Annotated in this window: 20 protein-coding genes; 7 read left to right on the top strand and 13 right to left on the bottom strand. The window is 71.2% G+C overall.

Annotated elements, in window-relative coordinates:
• Nucleotides 1-39: 39 nt before the first annotated feature.
• Entirely contained in the window at nucleotides 40-1,044 is a 1,005-nt protein-coding gene (locus tag HD596_RS05520; RefSeq protein WP_185068229.1) for a 3-oxoacyl-ACP synthase III family protein, read from the bottom strand.
• 173 nt (nucleotides 1,045-1,217) lie between these two features.
• On the opposite strand from HD596_RS05520, the gene HD596_RS05515 reads away from it, so the two are divergent.
• Both HD596_RS05515 and HD596_RS05510 read left to right on the top strand, forming a co-directional pair.
• Nucleotides 1,218-1,466 (top strand): acyl carrier protein, encoded by a 249-nt coding sequence (locus HD596_RS05515; RefSeq protein ID WP_221519192.1) that lies wholly within the window; start codon nucleotides 1,218-1,220, stop codon nucleotides 1,464-1,466.
• A gap of 122 nt (nucleotides 1,467-1,588) precedes the next feature.
• On the top strand, nucleotides 1,589-1,867 hold the full coding sequence (locus tag HD596_RS05510) for a hypothetical protein (protein ID WP_185068228.1): 279 nt from the start codon (nucleotides 1,589-1,591) through the stop codon (nucleotides 1,865-1,867).
• An 88-nt stretch (nucleotides 1,868-1,955) separates the two neighbouring features.
• Here the strand turns inward: HD596_RS05510 and HD596_RS05505 are convergent, their stop codons facing one another.
• Genes HD596_RS05505 through HD596_RS05480 form a run of 6 tightly spaced genes read right to left on the bottom strand, consistent with a single transcriptional unit; the run spans nucleotide 1,956 to nucleotide 6,879 of the window.
• Nucleotides 1,956-2,804, bottom strand: a complete 849-nt coding sequence (locus tag HD596_RS05505) for an alpha/beta hydrolase family protein (RefSeq protein ID WP_185068227.1) — start codon at nucleotides 2,802-2,804, stop codon at nucleotides 1,956-1,958.
• Nucleotides 2,801-2,947: a hypothetical protein gene (locus tag HD596_RS05500; RefSeq protein ID WP_185068226.1), complete on the bottom strand. Its 147-nt coding sequence runs from the start codon at nucleotides 2,945-2,947 to the stop codon at nucleotides 2,801-2,803. The genes HD596_RS05505 and HD596_RS05500 overlap by 4 nt, the downstream gene beginning before the upstream one ends.
• Nucleotides 2,937-3,272 (bottom strand): DUF4387 domain-containing protein, encoded by a 336-nt coding sequence (locus HD596_RS05495; protein WP_185068225.1) that lies wholly within the window; start codon nucleotides 3,270-3,272, stop codon nucleotides 2,937-2,939. Before HD596_RS05495 ends, HD596_RS05500 begins: the two co-directional genes overlap by 11 nt.
• Complete coding sequence (locus HD596_RS05490; RefSeq protein WP_185068224.1) at nucleotides 3,265-4,641, bottom strand: acyclic terpene utilization AtuA family protein; 1,377 nt, start codon at nucleotides 4,639-4,641, stop codon at nucleotides 3,265-3,267. The genes HD596_RS05495 and HD596_RS05490 overlap by 8 nt, the downstream gene beginning before the upstream one ends.
• Nucleotides 4,642-4,660: 19 nt before the next feature.
• Complete coding sequence (locus tag HD596_RS05485; RefSeq protein WP_185068223.1) at nucleotides 4,661-5,611, bottom strand: phosphoglycerate dehydrogenase; 951 nt, start codon at nucleotides 5,609-5,611, stop codon at nucleotides 4,661-4,663.
• Nucleotides 5,608-6,879, bottom strand: a complete 1,272-nt coding sequence (locus tag HD596_RS05480; protein WP_185068222.1) for an MFS transporter — start codon at nucleotides 6,877-6,879, stop codon at nucleotides 5,608-5,610. Before HD596_RS05480 ends, HD596_RS05485 begins: the two co-directional genes overlap by 4 nt.
• Before the next feature lie 101 nt (nucleotides 6,880-6,980).
• Between HD596_RS05480 and HD596_RS05475 the strand changes: the two genes are divergently transcribed.
• The gene (locus tag HD596_RS05475) at nucleotides 6,981-7,712 is read left to right on the top strand and encodes a GntR family transcriptional regulator (protein WP_185068221.1); all 732 of its coding nucleotides are present in this window, start codon (nucleotides 6,981-6,983) and stop codon (nucleotides 7,710-7,712) included.
• 182 nt (nucleotides 7,713-7,894) lie between these two features.
• Here the strand turns inward: HD596_RS05475 and HD596_RS05470 are convergent, their stop codons facing one another.
• A complete protein-coding gene (locus tag HD596_RS05470; protein ID WP_185068220.1) occupies nucleotides 7,895-8,995 on the bottom strand; it encodes a tartrate dehydrogenase in 1,101 nt (366 codons plus the stop codon).
• A 139-nt stretch (nucleotides 8,996-9,134) separates the two neighbouring features.
• Here HD596_RS05470 and HD596_RS05465 point away from each other — a divergent pair, with 139 nt between their 5' ends.
• A complete protein-coding gene (locus tag HD596_RS05465; protein WP_221519191.1) occupies nucleotides 9,135-10,049 on the top strand; it encodes a LysR family transcriptional regulator in 915 nt (304 codons plus the stop codon).
• 82 nt (nucleotides 10,050-10,131) lie between these two features.
• Here HD596_RS05465 and HD596_RS05460 read toward each other — a convergent pair whose 3' ends face one another.
• The 4 genes from HD596_RS05460 to HD596_RS05445 all read right to left on the bottom strand — a co-directional run bounded on the left by HD596_RS05460 (nucleotide 10,132) and on the right by HD596_RS05445 (nucleotide 15,182).
• Complete coding sequence (locus tag HD596_RS05460) at nucleotides 10,132-10,860, bottom strand: GbsR/MarR family transcriptional regulator (protein WP_185068218.1); 729 nt, start codon at nucleotides 10,858-10,860, stop codon at nucleotides 10,132-10,134.
• 286 nt (nucleotides 10,861-11,146) lie between these two features.
• Nucleotides 11,147-12,289 (bottom strand): helix-turn-helix domain-containing protein, encoded by a 1,143-nt coding sequence (locus HD596_RS64645; protein ID WP_185068217.1) that lies wholly within the window; start codon nucleotides 12,287-12,289, stop codon nucleotides 11,147-11,149.
• Nucleotides 12,282-13,043 (bottom strand): hypothetical protein, encoded by a 762-nt coding sequence (locus HD596_RS05450; RefSeq protein ID WP_185068216.1) that lies wholly within the window; start codon nucleotides 13,041-13,043, stop codon nucleotides 12,282-12,284. Before HD596_RS05450 ends, HD596_RS64645 begins: the two co-directional genes overlap by 8 nt.
• 132 nt (nucleotides 13,044-13,175) lie before the next feature.
• Nucleotides 13,176-15,182 (bottom strand): CehA/McbA family metallohydrolase, encoded by a 2,007-nt coding sequence (locus tag HD596_RS05445; RefSeq protein WP_185068215.1) that lies wholly within the window; start codon nucleotides 15,180-15,182, stop codon nucleotides 13,176-13,178.
• Between the two features lie 69 nt (nucleotides 15,183-15,251).
• Here HD596_RS05445 and HD596_RS05440 point away from each other — a divergent pair, with 69 nt between their 5' ends.
• Nucleotides 15,252-15,941 (top strand): rhodanese-like domain-containing protein, encoded by a 690-nt coding sequence (locus HD596_RS05440; RefSeq protein WP_185068214.1) that lies wholly within the window; start codon nucleotides 15,252-15,254, stop codon nucleotides 15,939-15,941.
• Nucleotides 15,942-15,947: 6 nt separating this feature from the next.
• On the opposite strand, the gene HD596_RS05435 is transcribed toward HD596_RS05440, so the two are convergent.
• Nucleotides 15,948-16,232, bottom strand: coding sequence for a Fe-S cluster assembly protein HesB (locus tag HD596_RS05435; protein WP_185068213.1), 285 nt, complete (start codon nucleotides 16,230-16,232; stop codon nucleotides 15,948-15,950).
• 94 nt (nucleotides 16,233-16,326) lie between these two features.
• Here HD596_RS05435 and HD596_RS05430 point away from each other — a divergent pair, with 94 nt between their 5' ends.
• Together HD596_RS05430 and HD596_RS05425 are read left to right on the top strand one after the other, a co-directional pair.
• Nucleotides 16,327-16,980 carry a hypothetical protein gene (locus tag HD596_RS05430; RefSeq protein ID WP_185068212.1) on the top strand — a complete coding sequence of 218 codons (654 nt, stop codon included), beginning with the start codon at nucleotides 16,327-16,329 and terminating at the stop codon, nucleotides 16,978-16,980.
• A gap of 46 nt (nucleotides 16,981-17,026) precedes the next feature.
• Nucleotides 17,027-17,800, top strand: coding sequence for an enoyl-CoA hydratase/isomerase family protein (locus tag HD596_RS05425; RefSeq protein WP_185068211.1), 774 nt, complete (start codon nucleotides 17,027-17,029; stop codon nucleotides 17,798-17,800).
• Nucleotides 17,801-17,867 lie beyond the last annotated feature (67 nt).

Raw genomic sequence — 17,867 nt, 5'->3', positions numbered from 1 at the left:
CGGTGACCGGCGCCGAGGGGCGCGGAAGCTCCAGCCCACTCACCAGCGCAGCAGCACGGTTCCTGCGCTGACCCCGTTGGCCACCCCGACCAGCGCAACCAGATCGCCCCGCTGCACCCGGCCCGACTGGACCGCCTGATGCAACTGCGCGGGGATCGTGGAGGCGACGAGATCGCCGTGCTCGGCAATGGTCACCTTCCCCAGCGGGATCCCGGCCGCCTCGCAGAAGGTGTGCAAGGACGGCAGGGACGCCTGATGCACGCAGATCGCCGCCATGTCATCCCAGTCGAGCCCGCGCTCGTCCAGCGGCGCCCGCAGCACGGACCGGTCGAGCTCCTGCACCCCGACGACCAGCCCCGCAGGATCCACCACCTGGTAGCTCGCCGAGGCCGAACGCGTGACCGGCAGGACGGCGGCATCCCAGTGGGCCGAGCCGGCGCAGAACCGGTGACCCAGCACCCCGGGCACCGCACTGGCCTCCAGCAGCATGGCCGTCCCCGACTCGGAGACGGCGCAGGAGGGCCCGGCAGTGGCGAAGTCCGCGCCCGACTCGACCTGCCGGCGGGTGGCCGGAGTGGCGACCTCCCCGCCCACGATGAGGACCGTACGGTACCGGCCGGCCGCGATGAGCGTGTCGGCCAGCTCGATCGCGTTCAGAACACCGTTGCATGCATTGCGTACATCGAATACCGGACAGCTCGCCCCCAACTCGGCGGCCACCATGTGCGCGGTGGCGGGCTCGACGGCGTCGCCGCTAACCCCGGCGTAGATGATCAGCTCTATGACGGGCGGGACATGCCCGGTCTGCTCAAGCAGGGTACGAGCGGCGGCCGCGGCCAGCCCGGCGGCCGTCTGGCCGGAAGCGGCCACGTGCCGCCACTCCACACCACTGGCCTGCTCCATGACGCCGCGGTGGATGCGCGTGCCCGAATCATGGGTGGCCGGCTCCGCCGTGGTCAGGCTCTCCTCAGGCAGATGCACCGCCACCCCGGCCACGTGGGCGTACCGCCTCGGGTACGGCTCGGGCTGCGCGGCCACACCCATCCCCCTCCTCAAGATCAGGTGCTGCTCAGGATAGGTACGAGGCCCTGCGCGCGCCCGCCGCGACCCTCGAAACTTGATCAACTCCTTAACGGCGGCTTCCGCGTCACGAGTGCCCATTTATCAGGCGCCCGGCCACGCTGAGTGACAAGACCGATACGAGGAAGGGGCCCGGCGTGAGCGACGAGGAGATCCTGGCGGTGGTGCGCGACCGCTGTGTCAGCATCCTGAAGGTCCACCCGAGCCGGGTCACGCCGGACGCGCGGCTCCGCGAGGACCTGGAGGCCGACAGCCTGGACCTCGCCGAACTCCACGTCGCCATGGAGGACACGTGGGGCCCGATGCCGCACGAAACCCTCGCCGGCGTACGCACGATCGCCGACGTACTCACGCGGGCCCGCCTCGTTGCCGGGGCGTGTGCGTAAAGGTGGGGTGCGGCTCGGGCGGCGCTCGCGCTGGGGCGCCCCGGGCCGTGACCTGGCCGACGGCGGCGCCTCAGCGGTGGCAAACCGACTTTGATCTTCTCACCGGCTACGAAGGAAGCAGCATGTACAAGCGCGCTCTGACCGCGACCACCATCGGTGCCGCCCTGCTCTCAGGGCCGGCCGCCACCGCCGACACCCTGCCGAACGCCGGCCAGGAGAGGAAAGTCTGCGTGAAAATCCCGGTAACGGCCATCGCTCAGTCCTTCATGGACTTCGTCGGCTCGGGCGACCTGACCATTCCCATGGAAAAGATCGCGAAGGGCGATGGGATCTCCGCTTCTGACTTCTTCCACGGGAAGCTGCCGAAGGACGTCACCGTCCTGGAAAGAACGCCGTGTTAGTTGGGTGCAGCCCTTTGCAGTGATTTGCTGAGCTGGGCGTTCACCCCCCGCGTTACCGGCCAGGGAGGTGCCGGCGACCGTCCGGACATCACGGTGCCAGGTGGGGACTGGCCGGATCCGCGAACTCGGCGTAGCCCGCCAGCAGGTCGTCGAAGAAGCCGATGATCGGCGGTTGCGTCCCCGCGGCATCGTGGCCCACCCCGGGGACCTCGGCCCTCCTGACCGTGGTCCCGTGCCGTGCCAGGCTCACGGCCAGGCGGTCGAGTTCCTCCGGGCGGCTGCGGCCGGGCTCGCCCATGGCGGCCAGGTCGGCCCGCCCGTCGTCGTCACCGCCGATGACCAGCAGCACCGGCACCCGGGCGACCGCGGCGAGGTCCACCGTGATCCCGAAGCGCCGCTGTGTGTCGCCGATGCCGGCCGGCCACGTGAGCGAGTGGTCGAGCAGGGTGACGGTGCCCGGCGCGTTCACCGCGACGGCGGCGAGCCGATCCGGGTGGAGGTAGAGGAACCGGTGGGCGAACTGACCGCCACCGGAGTGCCCGCACAGCAGCACCGTGTCCACCCGCGCGTTCCACCGGACCCGGACCTGCTCCAGGATCTCGAGCAGCACCAGGTCGAACCGGATGCCGTGGGCGTCGATGGTCTTGTAGTTGTGCACGTCGTCCGGATCGTCGATGCCGACCGGGAACAGCGGTGTCACGACGATGAGGTCGTGCCGGTCGGCAAAGGGAATGAGTCCCTCACGCAACGCGCCGACGTTGCGCCCGGTGCCGTGCACGGCCACCAGCACCGGCATCCGGGCATCGGGAGTCCAGCTCCTGGGGACGTAGGCGCAGTAGCTGCAGCGCGGTTCAGTCGGCGCGACGAAGAACGGTGTACGGCCGGTCAGCAGCCGACGGCCCGGGTGCCCGGCAGGCAGGTCTTCGACACGGATCACGGGATCTCCCTTTCAGGTCGAGGCAGGAGGACCAGGACGTTCGTGAGGGTGGTGACGGTCGGCGCCAGATCGACGTTCCAGACCTCGCCGAGGTCGTCGAAACGCAGCTCAGCCGCCCAGGAACCGAGGTCGTCAGCGATCACGGTCGGCCGGCCGCTTGATCGGCATGCGCGCGAGCGGGACGTGGTGCTGGCCGGCGTGCATGTCGCGGTCCCGCAGCGATCCCTGGCTGATGGGACGAGGAAAGGAGATCTTCACCACGTTCAGCGACGGGATCCGGAACATCTGGACCGTGCTCTCCTCGACCCGATAGAGCTGGGCGATCACGCGTTCGTTCAGGAAGGACTCGTCCGCGGCGATCCGGTAACCGTCGGCGTCGCGCAGGAAGAGCTCCATGGTGACCCAGAACGGGCCCGCGTTCTTGGACCGGACCTCATGGGCGAGGTCCGCCAGGGTGATCTCAGACATCCGCGTTCTCCCCCATCTCGATGCGGAACAGGCTCATCGGGTCGGCGCAGTCGACGACGTGGTTCAGCACGAACTCGTACGCCGCGCCGCGCTCGACCTCGGCCGGTGAGGACGCGAACGCGAGGCTCGGCAGGTAGTCCATCGCGGGCGTCGGCAGGTGCAGCATCAGCGGGTTGGCGACCTTGGCGATCGCCGTGGCCGTCGCCTGGTCGGGCGCGTTGACCAGCAGCATCACGCCCACCTCCCGGGGCGGCCCGGTCTCGGGCTCGAGGTCGCCCAGCACCGCGTTGTGGCCGTAGAGGCGCAGGTCGAAGGCGTACTCGTCGTCCGCCAGCGCCAGCGTCTGGCCCACCCGCCGCCTGATCATCGTGCGCATCAGATCCGCCCAGGCGTCGATGTCGGCGAGGATGAGCGGGTCTCTGATCGCGGTGAACGACATGGTCTCGTAGCCGGTGATCCGGGCGCCTTCCAGCTTGATCGTGTACTGGTCGGCGACGTGGAACCTGGACCCCTCGACGCGGACGATCCGGTCGTCGATCGCGGTGTAGCGCGCGTCCCGGACGTCGAGGGTGCCGTCGGGCTCCCGCATCTCGAACGGGTTGACGGTCTCGTAGAGCATGTGGGCGGCCACCGAGATCGGCGTGCACGACACCGCGGGGTCGAGCGGCTCGATGGTGAAGCCGCCGGCGTCGATGGTGGCGAGGACTCCGCCCGCGCGCGGGTTGCTGGTGCACTGACCGCCGCACTCGACGATCTTGGCGGCGTGCCACGTCGGCCCGGGGGGCATGCCCTTCATGAGCGGGTAGGCGGCGGCCACCGCTGTGTCGGTGGCCCGGCCGGCGAGCACGACCTGGGCGCCGGCACGGAGTGCCGCGACGATCGGTTCGTGGCCCATCGCGCCGACGATGTGGGTGCAGCTCTCGAGGGTCTCGGCCCGCAACCGTCCCGACGGCGGCAGCGGGTGGATCCGGCCGGCGTCGAGGTGCTCCTTCAGCTCGGCCGCGTTCTGCTCGCTGTAGATCCGCGCGACCTTCAGGTCCAGGCCCTCCCGCGCCATCACCTCTGCCGCGATCCCGGCGACCCAGTCGACGCCGCTGTCGGTCCCGCTCGTACCGCAGGAACCCACGATCACGGGTATGCCCGCACCGGACGCGGCTGTGAGCAGGCTGCGCAGGTCACGTGCCACCGCCTTGGCCGTCGTCTTGGGGGTCGCGGAGCCGAGGTAGTAGGGGCCGGAGTCCGTCGACCCGGCGTCGATGCTGATGACGTCGGCACCCAGGGCGATGCCGCGCTCGATCGTCGCGTGGTCCCAACCGGCGCCGAGCATGCCGCTCGGCGACAGGACCCGGACGGATTTGACGCTGTCCATATCCCTCTTTCTCTTTGTGTCAGTTCACCGGGAACCGTGCTCGGCCTTCGAGCGCCGCCACGAGTTCCTCGGCCCCTCCGCGTCCCGCGGCGGCTCGTGCTTCGGCGGTCTGCCCGGCCAGGTGGGAGTAGACGACGATGCCGTCGACGCCGCGCAGCGGGCTGCCCGGCGGCAGCGGCTCCTCGCTCACGACATCGAGCGCGGCGCCCGCGATCTGTCCCGTCCGTACGGCGGCGACGAGCGCGTCCTCGTCGACGATGGCGCCACGCGCGGTGTTGACCAGCAGCGCGGTCGGCTTCATCCGCTTGAACGCCGGCTCGCCGAGGAGGCCCCGGGTCCGTTCCGTGAGCGAGGTGTGCACCGAGACGTAGTCGGCGGTGGCCAGCAGCTCGTGCAGGTCGACGAACCGGACCAAGGGGTCGCTCCGCAACCGCGCCGGCACGCCGGTGGCGCAGAGCACGCTCATGCCGAAGGCGCGAGCCAGCGGCACCACCGCCCGCGCCGTCGCGCCGTAGCCGATGAGTCCGAGGGTCGCCCCCCGCAGTTCGCGTCCGTCCTCACGTGGCCAGGCCCCCTGTGCCACCCCGTGTGCGGACTGTACGAGACGCCGGGCGCCCGCGAGCAACAGGCCCATGGTGTACTCGGCGACGGCGTTGGCGTTGATGCCGGGCAGGTTGCTGACGCTGATCCCCAGCCGGGTCGCGGCGGCGACGTCGATCGAGTCGTAGCCCACGCCTGTCCGCACGATGACCCTCAGCCTCGGCGCGCGGGCGAGGACGTCGGCCGTCAGCGGTTCGTTGGCCACCAGCGCGGCGTCGATCCCGGCGAGCGCGGCCACGAGCTGCTCGGGGTCACGCCGGCCGGCCAAGGGCAGGTGCACGGTCTCCAGCCCGGAGCGTCTCAGGAACTCGTCGACCTCGTCGCCGGGGCGGAGGTAGTCCGTGGTGATCAGCACGCGGGTCGCCGTCACAGCGCCCGCCCGGAGGAGGAGCGTCGTTGCAGGGCGCTGACGCGCGCGACCGTCAGCATGGCGATGACCGCGATGATCGACACGTGGACCAGCAGCAGGGACCAGCTCGTCAGGTCGACCATGCCGCCGACCACCGCCGGCCCGAGGAAGCCGCCGCCCACCCATCCGACGGTGTAGAGACCGGTGTAGGTGCCGACCACGCCGTCGGACGGGGCGAGGTTCCACAGGACGACGACGGCGTTGACCAGGAACGAGGAGGCACCCGCCGCCGCGACGCACAGACCGATCACCGCACCGGTGGGCGTCTGCACCACGGTGCCGAGCAGCAGGCCGGCGGCGAACACCGCCATCCCGGCCATCATCACGCGCAGCCGGCCGAAGCGCTCCGCGAGCATCGCCACCGGGTAGGCCGCCACGATGAAGGCCACCCCGCTGGGCAGGGTCAGCCCGCCCGCCTCGCCGCGGGACAGGCCCAGCGCCTCCATGCCGTACGGCGTGACGAGGGCCCGGGAGGCGGCCCACGCACCGCCGAAGAGCAGGATGGACACGATGAGCCACAACCTGCTGCGGTCCGGGTCCCGCACGATGTCGAGCACGACGTCCCGCAGCCGCACGTCCGCCGACGCCGTACCCCGCCGCTCGCGGTCCTCCTCGAGAGCCGCCTGGTAGGCCGGGGACCGGCTGTCCCGCAGCTTCGCGGCGAGCACGATCATGGACGCCATCATCAGGACCGGGGGGATCGCGAACGACAACTTCGGGAAGTCGTCGATCAGGAAGATGCTGATCAGCGCCGCGACCATCACTGTGAGGCTCGACGCGATCTTGACCGCCGCGTTGGCCCGGCTCCGGCGCTGCGGCGGGATGAAGTCCGGGAGCAGGGACTCGGCGATGGGCTTGAACGAGTTCGCGACCAGCGCGTAGGCGAACATCACCAGGACCAGCAGCGGCAGCGTGGCCGCGACATGCGGGATGGCGAGGAACAGCAGGGCCGCCAGCGGCATCCCGACGACGAGGTACGGGATACGTCTTCCCCACGGGGTACGGGTGTTGTCGGACCGGTTGCCCATCCACGGCTGGATGAAGATGCCGAGCAGGTTGTCCATCCCCATGAGCAGGCCGACGAGTGCGGCACTGCCGAGGTGCTCGCGCAGCAACGGCGGGACCTGCGCGTCGTAGAGGTTCCACGTCGACTCCTGCGCGAAGACCGCCAGGGAGACGAAGAATGTGATCCGTCCTGCTCGCGTGCGCTGCCCGCTCGTCGTCGACATGGGCCCGTTCCCTTCGTTGTGACGAGCACCACGGTAGGTTTGCTATAGCAAAATGGTCAAGAGTTGCAAATTGACTTTGCAACGGCAGATAGACTGTTCGTGTGGCGGATGAGACGTTGAAGGGCCTGACGGCCAGCACGCTGGCCGACCGCGCGTACCGCGCCATCCGCGACGCGATCACGATCGGAGAGCTACGTCCGGGCCAGAAGGTCACCGAACGGGGGCTCGCCGAGCGGTTGTCGGTCAGCCCGACGCCGGTGCGCGAGGCGATCCGGCGCCTGGAGCAGGACGGCCTGCTCGAACGGACGGGACCGCGGACGGTGCAGGTCGCCACGTTCGGCGACGTCGCGATACAGGACCTCGCCGAGGTCGAGGTGGCCCTGCGCGGGATGGTGGCCCGCTTCGCCGCCCGGCACGCCTCCCAGGAGCAACTTGACCAGCTCGATGCCATCCTCGACGAGGCCGACGACCTGCTGATCCTCATCAAGCAGCGGCACAAGGCCGGGCAGGAGCCGTCGCGGCACGTCGGCCGGCTGCTCGACGCCATGCAGCGCTTCAACGAGGTCGTCGAGTCCTGCGCCGGCAACCCGGTCCTGGTGCGTCTGCTCGACCAGAGCCGGGTGTTCTCGTGGTCGGAGCGCCGGGCCAGGCTGATCGAACGGATCCGCCACGACACCGAGTTCGGCCTGCACCGCTACACGAGCCATCGCGCGCTCGTCCGGGCGTTGCGGGCGCGTGACTCGGCGGCGGCGGAGGCGCTCGTGATCGAGGACGCCCGCGGCGGGCTCGGGGACCTGCTCGCCGCGCCCAGGGCTTCCGTCGCGCAGTCCTGAAGAGCCACGACCCGGGTCAGCGCGCGAGGTTGACGAGGAGGGCCAGGTCACGGTCGACCTTGATGCGGCACTCCGGTCCGAAACAGCACGAGGACTCGCGCTCCTCGAGGCGGCCTCGTCGGTCGCGGCGGCGAGCCGGTCCCACCGGACCTCCAAAGCGATCGGGTCGGAGAAGGACGCTGTCATGACGCCGTGGTGACCTTCGGCTGCGAACCGATCTCGGCGGCGATCGCCGTGCCGAGACCCGCGGTCGTCCCGGAGCCGCCGAGATCGGGAGTGAGCACCTCCGGTCGCTCGTCGAGCACGTTCTCGATCGCGGCCACGATCCGCGCCGCCGCGGCGGGCTCCCCCAGGTGGTCGAGCATCATCGCGCCGCTCCAGATCTGACCGACCGGGTTGGCGATCCCGCGTCCGGCGATGTCGGGAGCCGAGCCGTGAACCGGCTCGAACAGGCTCGGCCAGGTGCGGTCGGGATTGATGTTGGCGCTCGGGGCGATCCCGATCGTCCCCGCGCACGCCGGCCCGAGGTCGGAGAGGATGTCCCCGAAGAGGTTGCTGGCGACGACGACGTCGTACTGCTGGGGACGCAGGACGAACTTGGCCGCGAGGATGTCGATGTGGTCCTTGTCCGCGACCACGTCCGGGTACCGCTCCGCCATCGCGGCCGCGCGCTCGTCCCAGTACGGCATCGTGATGGAGATGCCGTTGCTCTTGGTCGCCCACGTCAGGTGCTTGCGCGGCCGGGAGCCGGCCAGTTCGAACGCGTACCGCAGCACCCGGTCCACCCCGGTCCTGGTCATCACGGTCTCCTGCACGACCGTCTCGCGGTCGGTGCCCTCGAAGATCTGGCCACCGATGCTCGAGTACTCGCCCTCGGTGTTCTCGCGGACGACCAGGAAGTCGATGTCGCCCGGCTCGTGATCGCGCAGCGGGCCGCGCACCCCGCGCAACAGCCGGACCGGCCGCAGGTTGACGTACTGGTCGAACTCGCGGCGGAACTTCAGCAGGCTGCCCCACAGCGACACGTGGTCGGGCACGGCCTCGGGCCACCCGACCGCGCCGAAGAAGATCGCGTCGAAGCCGCCGAGCACCTCCCTCCAGTCCGGTGGCAGCATCTCGCCGTGCCGCACCCAGTAGCCGGCGCAGGCGAACCCGAACTCGACGGTCTCCAGCTCGAACCCATGGATCTCCGCGACGGCCCGCAGGCACCGCAGCCCTTCCGGGACGACCTCACGTCCGATGCCGTCGCCCGGAATGACCGCGATGCGGTAACGATGGGACACAGGCGCTCCTCCAGCCACGTCGACGATGCACGCGCCCGTTCACCTTCGTCGCCGGGCAACGCCCGCCACAAGAACGCCCGGAGCAACCTATCCTTTCGCCCATGGAAAGACACCCGCTGCGCACCCGATGACGACCTCCATGGACGACCTCCGCTTCTTCCAGGTGGTCGCCTCCTGCGAAACGCTCACAGCGGCCGCCCGCGAGCTGGACTGCTCCCTCCCCGTTGTCAGCAAGCGCCTCAGCGCCCTGGAACGCCGGCTCGACGTACGTCTGGTGCACCGCGGCACGCGCCGGCTCTCGCTGACCGCCGAGGGGGAGGTCTACGCGGCGCGCCTGGAGACGATCCTCGACCAGGTCCGCGAGCTGGAGGACCTGGTCAGCCATCGTTCCGGCGAACTGCGGGGCTCCGTCGTGGTCCAGGCGACCCTGGGCCTCGGACGCGCGCACGTGGCGCCGCTGCTCGGCGAGTTCACCGTCCGGCATCCCCGGCTGAGCATCCAGCTCCGTACGACGGCGTTGCCCCTGCGTCCGCACCGGCGCGAGTTCGACCTGGCCGTCCACGTCGGAGCGCCCCCGGACTCCTCACTGCGGATGCGGCGGCTGGCGGAGAACCGCCGGGTTCCCTGCGCCGCACCGTCCTACCTGGAACGGAGCGGAACGCCCGAACGCGTGGAGGACCTGGCCGATCACGACTGCATCGTGCTCCGCGAGAACGAGGGGGACTTCGCCGTGTGGCGCTTCGGCGACGCCAGGAACCCGCGCCAGATACGCGTGCACGGCCGCCTGTCCAGCAACGACGGGGACATCGTGACCGACTGGGCGCTGCAGGGCCGCGGGGTGATCATGCGCTCCGAATGGCAGATCCGGTCCCACCTCGAGAGCGGCGCCCTGGTGCGCGTGCTGCCCGAGGTGCCGACACCGCCTGCCGACATCTACGCGCTCCTGCCCGACGACGTCCACGTGCCCCGGCGGATCAGCGAGCTGGTCGACCATCTGGCCGCACGACTGCCGGACCGGATCGCCGGCTCCGGTGGTCCGGCGCTTTCCCGTTGAGGAAGGCCGCTCTGCCGCGGACGGCACGGTCCGGCCGCCACCCGGTCGTACCGGTTGGCGGATCGCGTTGAATTACCCTCAGTTACTCAGGGTTATCGCGTGTTTGCGGGACCAGAAGGTGCCGCCAGCGTTCGGCTGTCCGGAGGATGTCCTCGCCGGTAAGCCGGAGGAATTCGCCCACGAATTCACAGCGCGCACCCGCGGGTGTCGTGGGGCCCAGGACGCGTGCTCCGTCCCGGGCCGTCTCCGCCAGCGAGAAGTTTCGCTGGGCGCTCGCCAGGAACGACCGGTACCAAAGGGCATTGTCGACGCTGTACAACTCGCGACGCCTGCGCGGGTCCCGCTCGCGCCTGATCAACTCCTGTTCCTCCAGGTAGGCGACGGCGGTGGAGATCGAGGCCGGGCTGACCTGCAGGCGCTGGGCGAGCTCCTTGGCCGCGAGCGTGCCGGTGTCGGTGGTGTAGAGGCAGGCCAGGACCCTCGATGCCATCCGCTGCACACCCGTCTGCACCAGGGTCTCGACGAGGCGCTCCGTGAATTCGCGCAGCTCCTCGGGATCGCGGCCGTACGCCGTGTCGGCGGACGGGGGCGCTGATCGAGGGGGCTGCTTGCGGCGGCGGGCACGTCGTTCGGTGGCCTGGTGCGCCCGCTCGGCCCGGTACGCTCCCGGACCGCCGTTACGGCTGACCTCCCGGCTGACGGTCGAGGTCGGCCTGGACAGGCGCCGGGCGATCTCGGCGTAGCCGAGCCCTTTCGCCAGGCCTGCGGCGATGTCCCGGCGGTCCTGTTGGGTCAGCCTGCCTCCCGGCATCGACACTCGCCTCCTGGTGGTCCTGTCCCACGATCCGGTGGCCCAGTATTGCCTCCGATCGCATCCCATTGCAATAGCCGCAAGCTTGAGCGTTGCATTCAACTGCAGATCTATTGCAATTATCAACGCGTTCAATGGGTGGTTTCGGCAAATAGTTCATTGACAGATGTATAAACGCAACATAGCTTTTGGATTTGAGTGAACGCGTACTATCGCGAATGGTGTGCGGCGCTGGCGCTCGTCCCCGCGACCTGGGCGGTCGCTACCCGTTCACGCTGGGCCTGCGTTAAAGGACGAGCTTCAGCGAAGGCCGCTGGTCGGGCAGGCCGATCAGCTCGCGTACGCGGGTGATGGGCCAGGCCAGCTCCCTGGCGAGCGTCGCGGCCGTGAGGTCGCTCTCGCGGGTGGCCAGGTCGAAGGCGTGGGCGAGCAGGACCGGCTGCTCGCCGGGGTAGCCGGAGACGGGCTCGTTGGTGAAGCCCGGCTGGTCGCGCAGGGCGGCCAGGCGCTGGTAGGCGCGGCCGGCGGCGGAGTCGGAGATCAGCCCGGTCTCGCGGCACCGGTAGAGCAGCGAGTCGACCGACACCCCCCACGTCCGCCGCAGCTCGGCGAGCTTGCGCAGGTCGGCCCGCTGGGGCAGCTGCGGCAGGATGCTGTCGCGCGGCGTGAGGAACTCGGCCGCGAACGCGTCGGCCTCGCGCTCCTGATGGCTGTCACCGGCCGCGGTGTCGCCGTGCAGGACGAGGTGGCCCAGCTCGTGGGCGGCGGTGAAGCGGTGGCGGTAGATGTCGTCGAACCGGTTGGGGGTCAGCACGACGATCGGCCGCGGCAGGCTGGAGGTGGAGAACGCGTCGACGGTGACCGCGTCGGGGTCGTGGCGGGGGAAGGCGACGACGATGCCGTGGGACTCCATGTGGCGTACGAGGTGGCTGACCGGACCGGTGCCGAGCCCCCAGTGGGCCCGCAGCGCGCGGGCCGCGCCCGCCGGGTCGCGCGGCAGCGACGAGTGCATCTCCCCGCCCGCGAACCCGGGCAGGTCGACGGCCGGCAGCTGGACCCGCTTCTCCAGCGCGTACGTCAGCTCCCACACCTGCTCGACGAAGGCCACGGCCTTGGCCCGCTGGTAGGCGCGGGTGGAGCGCAGGCTGCGGAAGTGGGCCATGGAGCCGTCGAGCTTGCCGTGCGGCCGCCCGGGCAGGAAGAACGCCATCGGCACGGCCAGCGCCTCGGCCAGCAGCGGGATCAGGTCGGGACGCGGGCGGGTGACGCCCGATTCGTACTGCCCGACCGCGGCGGGCGAGACGCCGAGGAGCTCGGCCACCTCCTTCTTGGTGAGCGCCGCCAGGTGGCGGGCCTGGGTGAGGCGGGTGGCGTCGAACGCGTCGGCGACGGCCTGGGGGGTCGGCGCGCCGGTCTTGAACTCACTCACCGCCGGCGGCTTCTGCCCTGGTGATCGGTACGGCCTCACCGACGGGCGCGGTGAGCCGCGCGGCCCCGGTGCGGGGGTTGAGCGCCGGGGTGGGCAGGGCGCCCTGGTCGAATGCGGCCGGCTGCGCCCCGGCCTGCCCGGCCGCCGACGCGTCCTGGGCCAGGGGGATCGGCTCGCACACGTGCCAGCGCAGGCTGCCGGTGCGGTCGAGCAGCTCGGCCTCGCCCCACCAGACGTCGAGCAGCCCCGCGTGCGCGTTGCAGGCGTACGCGATCAGCACCAGGCTCGTGTCGTCGGGCAGGTCGGACAGCGCCTCGGCGACCGGCACCGTCTGCGGCGCGAGGTCGTGCAGCGCGAGCTGCCGCATCCGCGGCTCGGGCCCGAACCGGTTGAACAGCGCCTGCACCAGCGCCGACGGCCGGCCCTCGCCGATGCGCGCGCTCATCACGCTGATCGAGCGGTCCTTGGCATAGCGGAACGGGAACAGCAGCTTGCCGTCGAGCACCACCAGCTCGTGGGGGGACCCGGCGGGCTTGATGATCCGCACGTCGCCCATGTCCTCAAACGCCTCGGCCAGCGCCTCGAACTTGCGCGACATGAGCGTGAACCCGAACGGGTGCGTGTGCTCGGTCTGCGCGGCAGTCTGGGCGTCGCGGGCGTTGTCGAGCGCGACCGACAGCGCCTCCGCGATCGCCTGTCTGATCGCCGGCACCCGCTGCCCGAACGTGTCACGGGCCCACTGCGACTCCAGCATGCGCCGACCTCCGAACGCTTCGCCCGGCGGCGACCGGGGACCGGAGCCGCTTCAGTTTCCAACATCATAGACCCGCCACGACTTCACGAAGCCACTCCGCCGGCACGCGCGTGTCGCGCCTGACCAAGGAAGTCAGGGGAGTCGCGTCCGGTAGACGGCCCTGGCGCGCTCGTACAGCTCCAGGTGGTCCTCCAGCTGGGCGGGCGTCTCGAACGTGCCGTAGCGCCGCAGCAGGACCTCCAGCCGGTCCAGCCACGCCAGGCACCAGCGCACGTCCGCCTCCCTGGCCACGTGCCCGCCCGCGACGTCCACGTACACCGGGCTGGTGTGCGCGTACGCCCCCGACCGGTGCGTGGCGCGCGGGTGCGGCCCGCCCGAGGCCACGGCGACCACGTACGTCGGCTCGCCCGCCGTCATCGACGCGACCAGCCGCCCCGGCGGCCCCTGCGCCAGGACGCCCTCGGCGGTGCGGATCTCCAGCGACTCGACCTCGGGCCCGATCGAGGAGACCACGATCTCCACCCGCTGCCCGGGCGCGAGCTCCAGCGTGTCGCCCGGCCCGTGCCCGTTCACGGTCAGCTCCAGCCACGGCCCGGTGGTGGCGAACGTGCGGCCGAGCAGGATCGCCTCGGCGTAGGACTCGGCGGTGAGCGGGCCGGCGACGTTCGCGTACACCCGCTCCCACCCCGGCGGGCTGGAGGCGGTGCCGCGGCGGCAGAAGGACAGCACGGCGTCGGTGCCCGCGGTGACCGTGAGCCTGTTGCCCGCGCCGATCAGGCGGCGGTAGACGGCGGCGGTGGCGGCGATCGAGGAGTGGTTGAGCACGTCGAGCGTGTCGATCAGGCCGAGCGCGGCGTCGGCGACGATCTCCCTGGCCGAGCAGTTGCGCCCGCTGTCGAGCACCACGTCGGGCGGGTCGTCGTCGGAGAAGGCCGTGTGGAACGGGTGTCCGTACCCCGTGACCCCGCCGAGCCCGCGCAGCTCCTCCAGCGCGACCGCGTTGGGCGGCCAGTCGACCGTGCCCTCGAACCCGGTGTGGTAGCGCCGCGGCGGCTCCCGCAGGCCGAAGGCGGTCAGGTGGCCGACGACGTCGTTGCGGTACTCGACGCCGAGCCTGGCCAGGTGCCTGTCGTCGGACCAGGGCAGGTCCTTGCCCACCCAGTGCTCCAGCGCCTCGACGTCGTAGACGCGCCCGCTGGCGACGTTGCCCGCCACGAGGTTGAGCACGTGCAGGTCCTCGCCGTGCTGCGCGGCCGCGGCCAGCTCGGGCGCGGCGGGCTCCTCGCCCATCCAGTTGAGGTGTACGTGCAGGTCGCCGCCGTACCAGCCGCGGGCCGCCGCGTCGTACAGGCGCTCGGGGGCCAGCTCGACCAGCGTCTCCGCGCCCGCCTCCGGGGTGATCACGACTTCGGCCGTGGTGTACTCCATGCCCCGGGCCACCGCCACCGTGACCGGCTCGGCGGGCACCGCGATCACGAGGTCGTCGCCGTGGAAGAACGGCCTGCGGTGGACGTCCATCTTGGGCGGGGCGCCCTCGGGGTACCAGCCCTGCCCGTTCGCGCCCGTCACGCTCCACCGGCACGGGAACCCCGCCCGCACCCTGATCGTGGCCGCCTCCGCCCGCCTGCGCAGCGGCGACAGGTCCACGGGCGCCCCGCCCACGCTGACGTCCCGCTCCAGGCCGGCCACCCGGGCGCCGCGAGGAGGCACCTCGTACGGCGTGCCGTCCACGACGACCGTGACCGGCTCGTCCACGCGAGAGTCCAGGAGCAGCGACGTACGGAACGGGCGGTCGTCCAGCACCACCCGGGTGACGGCCTCCAGCGCGAACCCCTCGGGGGTCAGGCGCAGCGCGGCCAGGTTGTCCAGCACGTCGCCCGCCAGCGCGTCGCGCACCGCCAGTTCGGGATCCACCTCGTCGAGATGGTCCTCCATCTCCTCAGGGGGATGGCGCCCGGCGAGCTGCCGCAGCGCCGCGCCCCAGTAGTCGTAGCGGCGGTCGAGGAAGACGGTGGCCCAGGCCTGGACGACGTACGGGATGGGCGGCTCGCCCCAGCAGGGGCCATGCGCGTCGCGCAGCTCACGATAGCCGGCGAGCGCGCGGGCCACGGGAGCGGGCAGCAGCGGATCGTCACACATCGGGCACTCCCTGAATAGGACGCCCCGTCATGGTGACACACATCACTGTCTGGGGGCAGGGGAGACGTCATGACGAACATCATCGATCGCGAAGCCGTGCGGGACCTGGTCGCCGACCGGCGCGCCCAGCTCGTGGAGGTGCTGCCGGAGAAGGAGTACACGTGGGCGCACCTGCCCGCGGCCGTGCACCTGCCGCTCGGCGCCATGCGCACGTCCGCCGGCGAGCTGGACCCGGGGCGGCCGGTCGTCGTCTACTGCCACGACTGGCTCTGCGACCTGAGCCCGCGGGCCGCCCACCGGCTCGAACGCCTCGGGTTCGAGGACGTGTACGACTACCGGCAGGGCAAGATGGACTGGCTCTCCGCGGACCTGCCCTACGAGGGCGCGGCCACGCTGGTGTCGCGGTACCTGCGCCGCGACCCCGTACGGGCCTCCCTGGGCGACCCCCTGGACGAGGTCACCGAGCGCATCATCGCCGACCCGGCCGGGCTGGCGGTGGTCGTGGACGACGACGACGTGGTCCAGGGCGTCATCGGCTCGCGCGAGCTCAAGGGCGCCGACCTGGACGGCGTCGCCGAGCGGGCCATGCGGGTCGGCGTGACCACCGTACGGCCGAGCGAGGAGCTCGAACCGCTGGTCCGGCGCATGGACCGGGCCAAGGTGGACCACGTCGTCGTCACCCGGGTGGACGGGACGCTGGTGGGCCTGTTCGGGCTGGGCGACGTGCGGCCGCCCGAGACCGGGCCCGATTTCGGCTAGGCCCTGTCAGGCCCGCCGTCCCAGCCGGAACATCGGCTGCCCCGGCGCGCCCGGCTGGGCGTCGAGCGCCTTGTCGTCGAGGATCTCGACCACGTCCTCGGCGACGAAGACGCGGACGTTCTCCTTCTCGACGACCTGGTCACCCGCCTCCGGTGTACTCGTCAGCGAGAGCTCCAGCGTTCCCGCCTCGTCGGGCTTCGGGGAGATGCGCAGGCCCGCGTCGGCGGGCACGTCCTCTCCGACCATCAGATCGCGGATCGCCTCGACGGCGTTGTCAGTCAAGGTCAGCACGGCTAGCTCCTTCGCAGTCGCCAACCCTCCGCCTCCCCAGCGACCTCCACCCCAAACCCGGCATGTCACGACACGCCCCGGGTAGCGGGCGGGCATGGGGAAGACCGAGAAGGCCGTCGTGGACGTGCTGCTCGACCGGTACGGCCGGACGTTCGCCCGCGAGGCCGGCATCAGACTCGCCGACCGGCCCAAGCCTCTCTACCAACTGCTCGTCCTGGCCACGCTGCTCAGCGCGCGCATCTCGGCCGAGGTCGCCGTCGCGGGCGCCAGGGAGCTGTTCGAGGCCGGGTACGGCACGCCGAAGGCCATGCGGGAGGCGAGCTGGCAGGACCGGGTGGACGCGCTGGACCGCGGCCACTACGTCCGCTACGACGAACGCACCTCGACGATGCTGGGCAAGGGCGCCGAACTGCTCCTCGACCGCTGGAAGGGCGACCTGCGCCGCCTGCGCGAGGAGGCCGGCGGCGACGACCGCAGGATCGCGGCGCTGCTGACGGAGTTCCCGGGCATCGGCCCGACGGGGGCCGACATCTTCCTGCGCGAGGTCCAGGCCGTGTGGCCGCAGGTGGCGCCGCACCTGGACCAGCGGGTGCTGGAGGGCGCGGGCAAGCTCGGGCTGCCCCGCCAGGCGCGCCCGCTGGCCGAGCTGGCCCACTCCGGCGACGAGCTGGCCCGGCTGTCGGCGGCGCTCGTCCGCGCCTCCCGGAGCAGGAAGACGGTGGACGAGGTGATCTCCGCCGCCCGCTGACCGTGGTGCCATGGACGAACGCGATCACTCTGTTAGGTTCGGGCTCATGGGTGAGTTTGTGAGCGTCGAGGTGGCCGACCAGATCGCCACGATCCGTCTTGACCGTCCGAAGATGAACGCCCTCAACATGCAGGTCCAGCGGGAGATCGTCGAGGCGGCCCGCGAGGTGGACGCCGACCCGCAGGTGCAGGCCGTGATCGTCTACGGCGGTGAGAAGGTCTTCGCCGCGGGCGTGGACATCAAGGAGATGGCTGACATGTCCTACGCCGACATGGCCGCCCACTCCCGTACGCTCCAGGCCTGCTTCACCGAGGTCGCGCGGATCGGCAAGCCGGTCATCGCCGCCGTCACCGGCTACGCGCTGGGCGGCGGCTGCGAGCTCGCCCTCTGCGCCGACTTCAGGGTCGCGGGGGAGTCGGCCAAGCTCGGGCAGCCGGAGATCCTGCTCGGCCTCATCCCCGGCGCGGGCGGCACCCAGCGCCTGCCCCGCCTGATCGGTCCGGCGCGGGCCAAGGACCTGATCTTCACGGGCCGCCACGTGCCCGCCGCCGAGGCCCTCGCCCTGGGCCTGGTGGACCGGGTGGTGCCCGACGAGCAGGTCTACACGGCCGCCCTGGAGTGGGCCGCCACGTTCGTCGGCGGCCCCTCGGTCGCGCTCCGCGCCGCCAAGCAAGCGGTCGATCAGGGCCTGGAGGCCGACCTCGACACGGGGCTCGAGATCGAGCGCCTGCAGTTCGCCGGGCTGTTCGCCACGGACGACGCCAAGATCGGCATGCGGGCCTTCGCGGAAAAGGCCAAGCCCAAGTTCACGGGCCGGTGAAAAGGGAAAGTCGACCCATTCGAACGGCTCGTCCTATCGGGCGCGGGTTTGCCAGTATGGTGGCGTT

The sequence above is a fragment of the Nonomuraea jabiensis genome (assembly GCF_014204795.1).
GTDB lineage: Bacteria > Actinomycetota > Actinomycetes > Streptosporangiales > Streptosporangiaceae > Nonomuraea > Nonomuraea jabiensis.
This window is presented reverse-complemented; position numbering and strand designations above follow the sequence as displayed.